The following is a 9,559-nucleotide window of genomic DNA, read 5'->3' as shown; positions in this document are numbered from 1 at the left end:
ATCCCAGGCGTTGTCCACTATCTCAGCGATCCGTTGTCCTTGGGCTGTACGCTGCTGGTCCGCCGCATGCCTGCGTTCGGCTTGCGTGACTAAAACAATCACAAATGTGCCTGCTAAAAGCATGCAAAAAAATAAAATAGCGTATGTAAAAAAGTACCGCTGAAAATCCCTGGAATGCCAAAATGCACGGCGCATGATGTTTTCCCCCTCAAAACAAATTTACGGCCAAGGCCGATGCGCGGGATGGACAGCCGCGGCAAGCTTTATTGTAACATATTTCCAGGTTCGTGCCTCGCATGCTACAAAGAGGTCCCTCAAATGCCGGAGGCAATAACACATCCAACCGTGCCGCAGATGCGGCACGGTTGGCAGAGGTGTGGAAAGATGCCAGTTTTAAGAAGGCAGGTTCGCCAAATAGCGGTCATAACGCGCCTGTGCAATTTCAAGCAGCTCCGACAGGCCTAACTCATCCAGTTTCTCAACCTCTTTTTCCAAATCAGAAAGGGGGATTTGGCCCAATGTCAGCTTTGTAGCAAGCTCCTGAGAGGCTGTATCGAGATTGGCCTGCAGTTCATTGATCCGTTCCGATTCTTCCTTTGTTGGAAGGGCGAGGAAGTTGTTGAGCTGATCCGGATATTTTTTATCGTAGTCGATGAGAGCCAGTGTCACGTCACGTTTGTAATCGTCACAGGTAGCGACCTGCTGCCGCATATCTACGGACTGCACCCGGGGCAGTACGCCATTCCAGAGCATTGCACCTTCTGCAATCCGCTGCTCCCTGAGTTCATCACCAGACAGACCGCAGGATACCATCACGCCTTCCTCATCATAAGTAAAGTTGACGCCTTCCTCCCCAAAGGCAGTCAGCGTAGCATAGTCCTCGGAGTAAACAATGTCCAGCAGCCGGGCAACAGCCTCCAGATCTTTGCAGTCTTTTGTTACGGCATAGCGTTCCCATACCATTTGGCCCGGCTCAGACATCGACGCCGGCTCCACGCCGTCCACAGCGGGCAGCGGCATTAGCGGCGCATACAGCGCGTCCGGGGCGATGGCCTGAACCGTAGGCTCGTTCCACATGGCGTTGGTGTAATCCCACATGGCGGCGATTTTATTTTCCGCGCGCTTCTGCGTTAGCAGCTCATAATTGCCCGCGACAGCGGGATCCAAAATGCCTTCGTTGACAAGGCTGTTAAGATATGCGAAATATGCTTTGACATTGGGGTTTTTCCAGGGAGTGACGATTTTATTCTGTTGGGGGTCCAGTGCGATGGTGCCCGTGGCAAGGTCGAACCACTGCGCAATGCCTGTGCGAAAGGAACTGGGGTCTATGAACAGGATCTCGTCCTGCTGCCCGTTGCCGTTCGCGTCCTTGGTGCGGAAATCACGCAGCATCTGTGTGAATTCCTCAAGGTTCTCCGGCTCGTCAATTTCCAGGGCATCGGCCCAGTCACGGCGGTACAGAATGCTGAAGCTGCCGTTGGCATCGTTGTTGTCACCGTAGTATTTGTTCTGCACATTGCAGAACCAGTACATATTGCCGTCCTCGGCCGTCGTCAGCGGACGCACACTGGGGAAAGTTTTGTTGAACGCCTCCCGCGCGGGGCCTGCGGAATATTTATCTATGATTTCGTTGATCGGAATGATTAGCCCTTGTTCAGCCAGCGCAAGCAGCGCCGCATCATCCAGTGTGTGGACCTTTACGATATCGGGCAGGTCATTGCCGGAGGCAAGGCGCGTTTGCAGGATCACGGGATACTGTTCTGCGGTAATGACCTCCCATTCAACGTCCAGCTTTGCCTCGTCCAGCCAGCCCTGCAGGGTTTTAAAGGCACTGTATTCGCCCACCTCGTTCCAGTCAGTGCAGGGAGCCCAGCCCTCGGTTCCCATGATCTTCAGATGACTGACGCCATCCGCTGCAGAGGCAGAGCCGCTCGCCGGAGCGCTGCCGCCCGCGCTTGTGCCGGATGCGGCGCCGCACGCCGTCAGGGAAGAGACTGCGATGCAGCCCGCCAGAATGAGTGCCAACAGTTTCGATTTTTTCATGGTGTCCTCCTAATTATATATTTGTTTGCCGGCCCCTGTTCAGCCTTTCAGGGAGCCGAGCATAACGCCTTTGATAAAATATTTCTGGAAGAACGGATAAGTGAAAATAATGGGAAGCGTCGTAAAGATAATCATGGAATATTGCATCTGTATCGCGGAGATCATCTGACGCATGGCGTTGCCGATATCGGCAGAGTTGAGCTTGGTAAGGTCCACCGTTTGCGCCACAAGAACGCGCTTCAGGTACAGCTGAAGCGGGTGCAGCGCCTGATCCGGCAGATACACCTGTGCCGAAAACCAGTTGTTCCACATGGAGACGATAGAGTAAATGGCAATCACCGCCAGAATAGGCTTTGCAAGGGGAAGATAGATCCGGAACAGGATCACCGCATCGCTTGCGCCGTCAATGAACGCAGATTCCCGGATATCTTTCGGAATACCCGTGAAATATGTTCTTGTAAGAATGATATACCAGATGCTGAACGATGCCGGAATGATGATAGCAAAAATATTATTGTAAAGATGCAGGCTGTTCATCACCAAAAACGTAGGAATCAGCCCGCCGCCGAAATACATGGGCAGCAGAACGAACGCTACGACGAATTTGCGCCCGCGCAGCTCCGGTACGGAAAGGGGATATGCACCCAGCACGCTGGTGATAAGAATCAATATTGTGGAAGACGCAGTGTATAAGATGGAATTCGCATAAGCGCGCCACATGTTGCTGTCGGTAAAAATCTTTTTATATGCCTCCAGCTCAAACCCGGTAGGCCATAGATAGACGTTCATCGCCATCACATCTTGCGGTTTGCTGATGGACATGATGAAAACATAGTGCATGGGATACAGCGTGAGAACACAAATCAGGACGATGACGGCCAGGATCAGCGCGTCAACCATGCGGGAGCCTTCCTGAATATGGTTGTTGACACCCCGCCGCTTTTTCAGGAAAGAAGCACGAGCCATGCAAAGTCACCCTTTCTTGTAAAATAAATTACCACAACGAATAGTCTGCGACCCTGCGTGAGACTTTGTTCGCCAGGAACATAAGGCCGAAGTTGATGAGCGAGATGAAGAGGCCCACAGCTGTGCCATAGCTGAAATTGCCTCCCACCAGGCCATAGCGGTACAGATAGGTGCCGATGACGTCAGCGTACTCATAAGTAGCTGGGCTGTACAGTAGAAGAATCATATCCGAATCCGCGTTCAGCATTCCGCCCACGCCCATAATGAGCATGACGACGATGGTCGGCTTGATGGAGGGCAGTGTGATGTGCCACATTTTGTGCCAGCGATTTGCTCCGTCCAGGCTGGCGGCCTCGTACAGCGCCGTGTCGATAGACGCCATCGACGAAAGATACAGAATACTGCCCCATCCGAAATTTCGCCATATATTAATGAGCGTGTAGACGATTGGAAAATACTGTGGCTTCATATTCAGAAGAAACGGCTCGCCGCCCAGCAGTACGATCAGTTTGTTGATAATACCGTCGCTGCTGAGAAATGAAAGCGCCATGCCCGCCACAACAACGCTGGAGATGAAATAGGGCAGATAGCTTGCTGTTTGAGCAAACTTTTTGAACTTTACCAGACGCAGTTCATTGATAAGCAGCGCAAATCCGATGGGGATCCAGAACGCTACACCCAAATTCAATGCGCTGAGCACCAGTGTGTTTTTGATCAGACGCCAAAAATATGGATTTTGAAAAAATGAGATGAAGTGCTTGAGGCCTACCCACTTGGTAGCACCGGTAAAGTCCAGAAACGGCATACCTGGGTACCAATCCTGAAAGGCAATGAGCAGGCCATATAAAGGCAAATAACAAAAAATAAAAATTAAAATCAGCACGGGAGCGAGGAGCGCATACAGTTGTAATTGCGTCTTCATCTTGTAATTCAGACGCGCCGGACGTCCCGCCGCCTTTTGCTCCGTTGTCTTTTGCACGGCTTGCCACCAACCTTTCGCAGCTTTGTTTTCCAAAATCAAGTTTACATGCCCCCTCCGGCGAAAGCAATCAACAAAATTTTCAGCAGGCAAGCAATATTTTTACCGCCGGAAAAACAATTTTTTCAGTAAAAAAATCGCTGCGCATTATTTTCGCGGCCAGCAATTCTTCCATTCCGTTGCATTATGCGGCCCTATTCCTATAATGGAATTAAACCACGGACAAAATGGTCTGAAGGAGGAAAAGACATGTCTGTTTCTGTCGCGATCATCACACGGGGAGAAAGCGATCTCTCCCGGCTTTTGCAGCGGTGCGACGGGGTGTCCACTGTCGTTTTTGCGCCGCATGCGCTGGGCCCGCACAGCCTGGATACATTTGACTGTGCCTGCGTTTTTGGCGGCACGCATGAGGAGCCGCTGGTACTGCCCGCCCGGAGCCGCAGCGCATTGGAAGCGTTTTCCGCCGCGGGCAAAAGGGTGTTTTACGAATATGCGCTCAGCTTTGCGCAGAACTACTGCATGCCGCCCGAATCCACGCGGTTCCTGCGCCTTGTGTGTGCGGACGGCGCATTCACCGGCATGCCGGAGGGGACGCTGCTGGACGAGCAGTGCAATTTCCGGTCGGCTCCTTATTATAAATGCCGCGGGGCGCGGCCTGTGCTCGTGTATAAAAAAGGATTGACGCAGCACGCATGCGAACCGCTCTCCGAAAGCGACAAAGAAGATCACACGGCTTACGGCGTCTGGTTTGAAACACCTACTACAGCGGTGTGCAGTTTCCGTCTGTGTAATTTTGTGCGGGCGCGCTTCGCTCCTGTCAGCGTGTGGCGGCGTGTAGTTGCTGCATTGGTGGAATGGCTTTGCGGCACGCCTGTAGAATTGCCTCCGGCCGAGCCGGCCTATACGCTGGGGCGGAGCAGTGAACTGGGCGCGTGCGCACAGGCGGCGTTGCACTGGTTTGAAGCATCCGGCACGCTCCTTGACGGCGGAAACGGCGGCGTGCTGGAGGGCCTTGGCACCGAGATTTATCCGGACGGCCATCAGAAAATCGCGTTTCCCATCCGTACGGACTGCTGCGGCGAAGCGGCGATGGCTTATTTTTTTCATGCGCTGGCTACGGGTGACGCAGAGAGCCGGGCACGTTCCGGCCGGCTGGAAGCTTACGTCTACGACGTAATGCAGGTCAAGACCGGGCGCTGTGCAGGCATGCTGCGCTGGACGGATGTCGCGTGGGAAGTATGCTATCAGGACGATATGGCCCGGGCCATGCTGGTAACGCTGCTCAAGGCGCTGTATGGGCAGGGACGTGAGTATCTGCCGCAATGCCGTATGGCGCTGGAGTTTTTGATGAATACGACCGGCCCGGACGGGCTGCGGCCGGCCCGCACGGACAATTTGAATATGACGCAGTCGGATTTTGAACGGCTGCACACGCAGAACGGCGCGTTTCCCTGCGCGCATTACAATGCGTTTTATCTTGCGTGTCTTTTGCTGTACGGAAAAATGGAACGGGACGCCCGGTGTCTGGAGGTCGGGGAGCGGGGCATGCGCTCTCTTCTGGCGGCCTATCCCAAAACAGTGCGCGAGCAGAGCGAGACCGAGGAGCTTTGCCGCCTGCTTCTGCCTGTTTCATGGCTGTACTATGCCACGGGGAAGGAGGCGGACCTGGAAATGCTCTACACTGTCATCCGCAGCCTTGAGGCCGTGCGCCATCCTTCCGGCGCATATCTCGAGTGGGACAGCGACTATTCCGCCGCATGCAGCAGACAGGAGGGTGGCGAATGTTCACTGCTGAGCCGGAACGGAGACCCTGTGGCAGATCTGCTGTACAGCAACAACTGGGTGCCTATGGGCCTGATGCAGGCTTATTTCGTCACAGGAGACGAAAATATCTACGCTCTGTTCCTCCGCCATGCCGGGTTTCTTGCCAGCGCCCAGATCAGCAGCAGGAATGCAAAAATCAACGGCGCATGGGCGCGCGGATACGATGTGGATATGATGGAAGTGTTTGGGCTTCCCAATGACGTGGGCTGGGGCCCTTGGGCGGTGGAAAGCGGCTGGACTGTGGCGGAAATCACGGCCGGACTATACAGCGGGCTGCTGAAAGATAAGTTAAAGGAGTTTTACCGATGAACACTGTGAAAATTGATTTATGCGGGCTCCCGGACGAACTGCGCAGCGGTCTGGAAAAACTGTGTATGCACGAGGGATTTCGTTCCGGCACGGACGGAATACGGCTTTCTGCCCGCCGGGGCGGAGCCTTTTCCGCCGAGTTCGACGGACAGACCCTGCGGGTGGAATACTGTGAGCCGGTACAATTTTTCCGGGCGCTTTCTTACCTTAAGAGGGCGGACCATCGGCGCTTTGCGCTGCATCGCCAGCCGGTGTTTGAGCACAACGGGGTGATGCTGGACTGTTCGCGGAACGCTGTTCCCCGGGTGGAGGCCGTGAAAATGGTCCTGCGCAAAATGGCTCTGATGGGTCTGAACACCCTGATGCTGTACACCGAAGACACCTATGAGGTACCGGAGCAGCCCTATTTCGGCTATCTGCGCGGCCGGTACAGCGTTGAAGCGCTGCGCGGGCTGGACTCCTATGCAGCTGCTCTGGGCATTGAGCTGGTGCCCTGCATTCAGACGCTGGCGCATCTGGAACGTGCGCTGCACTGGCCGCAGGTAGACGCAGCGCTGCGGGACACCGAGGATATCCTGATGGTGGGGGAAGAAAAAACCTACGTATTCATCGAACAGCTGCTTCGTGCCGTAAGCGGGACATTCCGCACCCGGCGGGTACATATCGGTATGGATGAGGCCTGGTCGTTGGGGTTGGGAAATTACCGCTTCAAAAACGGCTTTGTCCCGTCACATCAACTGATGGAACAGCATCTTGCCCGCGTGTGCGCCATCGCACAGAAATACAGTCTGCAGCCGATGATATGGAGCGACATGTACCTGCGGGCGGCCTCGCCTACGGGAGGTTACTACGATGCTCCCGGGCAGCTGCCTGCGGATGTTCTGAGCGCGGCGCGGCGGGATGTCCCCCTCGTTTATTGGGACTACTACCATAACGAGCAGCCGGTGTACGAGCATCTTCTGCACGTCCATGCCCAGTTTGGTGCTCCCGTGGTTTTTGCGGGCGGGCTTTGGACATGGGTGGGGCCCGCACCCGCTGTGGATAAGATGCGCGCGTCTTCTCTTCCCGGGCTGCACGCCTGCGAGACGAATGGGATACGCTCCGTGTTTGCCACCGCCTGGGGCGACAACGGCGGCGAGGCCAATTTGCTGACAGCGCTTTACGGCATGCAGTTGTATGCTGAGTACGATTACACCGGAGATACGCGGCCGGACGTTGTGGACGAACGGTTTCGCGCCTGCACCGGAGAAGACCCGGCCGCCTTTGCGTACATGGGAGATTTCAACACCCCTCCAGGCGTCGCCGCCAAAAGCGAAGATCCTGTGAACGCCGCCAAGTTTTTGCTGTATGAGGACCCTCTGGTGCCGCTGTTCGCCGCCGATACGGCGGGCATGTCCTTTTCCGGGTTTTATGCGGATCTTGCGCGTAAATATGAAAACTTCTCCAGTGACTCGCCGGAATTTGAGGCGCTGTACCGGTTTTATGAGCAGCTTGCCCTTTTGCTGGAGCTGAAATGCCGCTGGCGGGAGCAGGCACCCCGAGCGAAGGCCGGTACCGCTTCTGTGCTTGCGCAGCTGGCCGGAGCGTGCGCACGGCAGACCCTGTGCTGCAAGCGCGCCTGGGAGGCTTTGTGGGACTGCACGAACAATCCCTTCGGGTTTGAAGTTATCGACCTGCGCCTGTCCGGCCTTGCGGGGCGGTTCGATACCGCGGCGCGCCGGATGGAACGCTTTGCAGCGGGTGACGCCTCTGCGCTGGAGACGCTTTTCAGCCCGAAGCTGCGGTATCTTACAGATAGCGCCGGACATTTTTCCGGCTGCTATTCCTGGACCGAATGCATTTCTGCCTGCCGGATCTGAAAAGGAGGAGTATGATGGAACAACCGATCACCGCCGTTATCGGCGGACTGGGCGTAAGGGGCTATGAGGTGTACGCTTCCTACGCGCGCCGCAATCCCGACAAAATACGCATTGTAGCCGTTGCAGACCCGGACCCGGCCAAGCGCACAGCCGCGCGGGAGGCTTTCGGCCTTGCCGAAGAAAGCTGTTATGAAAGCATGGAAGCTCTGTTGGAAGCGCCGCGCCTGGGCGATGTGGCCGTCATTGCCACACAGGACCGCCAGCATGTCCGGCATGCTGTCCCGGCGATGGAAAAAGGGTATCACCTTCTGCTTGAAAAACCCGTCTCGCCCGATTTGCAGGAATGTCTTTCTTTGCGCGGTGCCGCTCACAGATACCAGCGCATCGTTGCAGTAGCTCATGTCCTGCGTTATACGCAGATATTTTCCACTGTCAAGCAGCTGCTGGATGCCAATGCTATCGGCCGCCTGATTCATATGGATCTGATTGAGAATGTGGCATACTGGCACTTCGCTCACAGCTATGTCCGTGGGAACTGGCGCCGGGCCGGGGAGGCAAGCCCCATGATCCTTGCAAAAAGCTGTCATGATCTGGATCTGCTGCGGTGGCTGGCCGGAGACACCTGCATTTCACTTTCCTCGGTAGGCGGGTTATCTGTTTTCTTTGCACAGAACGCGCCGAAAGGCGCAGCCCGGCGCTGTACAGAGTGTCGTGTCCGCGGCGATTGCCCCTATAATGCCGTGCAGATCTATATGGACAACGAAAAGACAGGCATTCTACACGGCAATACAGAGTGGCCCTGCTCGGTGCTGGACGTGCACCCCACACCGGAAAACGTCCGCCGAGCGCTGGAGCAGGGGCCATACGGACGCTGCGTATATGCGTGTGACAACGATGTAGCGGACCATCAGTGCGTGAGTATGGCTTTTGCCAACGGTGTTTGTGCCACTTTTACCGTCACGGCATTTACGGCCGATTGCCGCCGCAGCCTACGGGCGATGGGCTCGCTGGGCGAGTTGGAGATCGACATGCTGCGGAACTGCATTTTTCTGCACCCTTTCGGCAGACCTGTTCAGACCATCCGGTTGGACCCCGTCCGAGACAAATTCGCAGGACATGGCGGCGGCGACGACCGTCTGATGGACGCTTTTGTAGAGATGCTCCGCACGGAAGGCACCGAACCGCTCACTTCCATCGACGTTTCAATCGACAGCCACATCATGGCGCTGGCCGCGGAAGCCTCGCGGCTGCACGGTGGAAAAAACATCGTGCTTTCAGAATTTGCCGCGCAGGTATGACTCCGCACAGAATTCCTGTGATCCTGTATTTTACGAAAAATATCCATACACAAAAATAACGCGCCGAAATAGATCGGCGCGTTATTTTATTTTTGTCCGCCCGTTGCACTGTAAAAAATTATCGTACTGTCCGCACAGGCCGTAACGGCTGCCGTCAAGCGGACCAAGCTGTCGGCTGTCTGCTGCCCCCATACCCGATTTGCCGGACAGAAAAACAATCTGTATAATGGAAAGGGGTAATGAAAAATGTCAACCAAAGAACGAAAACACCCAGCGCCGCC

General features: G+C 55.4%; 7 protein-coding genes. 3 read left to right on the top strand and 4 right to left on the bottom strand.

What is annotated here, in order from left to right; translation table 11 throughout:
* The 4 genes from ACOYIE_RS06360 to ACOYIE_RS06345 form a co-directional block, all read right to left on the bottom strand.
* The coding region (locus tag ACOYIE_RS06360) for a hypothetical protein (RefSeq protein ID WP_433411505.1) at positions 1-195 on the bottom strand (195 nt) is incomplete at its 3' end.
* 198 nt (positions 196-393) lie between these two features.
* Complete coding sequence (locus tag ACOYIE_RS06355; protein ID WP_205485059.1) at positions 394-2,043, bottom strand: extracellular solute-binding protein; 1,650 nt, start codon at positions 2,041-2,043, stop codon at positions 394-396.
* 39 nt (positions 2,044-2,082) lie between these two features.
* A complete protein-coding gene (locus tag ACOYIE_RS06350) occupies positions 2,083-3,009 on the bottom strand; it encodes a carbohydrate ABC transporter permease (RefSeq protein WP_433411503.1) in 927 nt (308 codons plus the stop codon).
* 28 nt (positions 3,010-3,037) lie between these two features.
* The gene (locus ACOYIE_RS06345) at positions 3,038-4,030 is read right to left on the bottom strand and encodes an ABC transporter permease (protein ID WP_433411501.1); all 993 of its coding nucleotides are present in this window, start codon (positions 4,028-4,030) and stop codon (positions 3,038-3,040) included.
* A 207-nt stretch (positions 4,031-4,237) separates the two neighbouring features.
* Here ACOYIE_RS06345 and ACOYIE_RS06340 point away from each other — a divergent pair, with 207 nt between their 5' ends.
* The 3 genes from ACOYIE_RS06340 to ACOYIE_RS06330 are packed head-to-tail and all read left to right on the top strand — an operon-like array spanning position 4,238 to position 9,278.
* A complete protein-coding gene (locus ACOYIE_RS06340; protein WP_278658072.1) occupies positions 4,238-6,121 on the top strand; it encodes a hypothetical protein in 1,884 nt (627 codons plus the stop codon).
* Positions 6,118-7,980 (top strand): beta-N-acetylhexosaminidase, encoded by a 1,863-nt coding sequence (locus ACOYIE_RS06335; protein WP_205507088.1) that lies wholly within the window; start codon positions 6,118-6,120, stop codon positions 7,978-7,980. Before ACOYIE_RS06340 ends, ACOYIE_RS06335 begins: the two co-directional genes overlap by 4 nt.
* Positions 7,981-7,994: 14 nt before the next feature.
* Entirely contained in the window at positions 7,995-9,278 is a 1,284-nt protein-coding gene (locus ACOYIE_RS06330; protein WP_278658070.1) for a Gfo/Idh/MocA family protein, read from the top strand.
* Positions 9,279-9,559: the final 281 nt, after the last annotated feature.

The sequence above is a fragment of the Agathobaculum sp. genome, assembly GCF_050946325.1.
In the GTDB taxonomy this organism is placed as follows: Bacteria; Bacillota; Clostridia; order Oscillospirales; family Butyricicoccaceae; genus Agathobaculum.
Note: the sequence above shows the minus strand (reverse complement) of the source record. Positions and strands in the feature narration are given on the sequence as shown.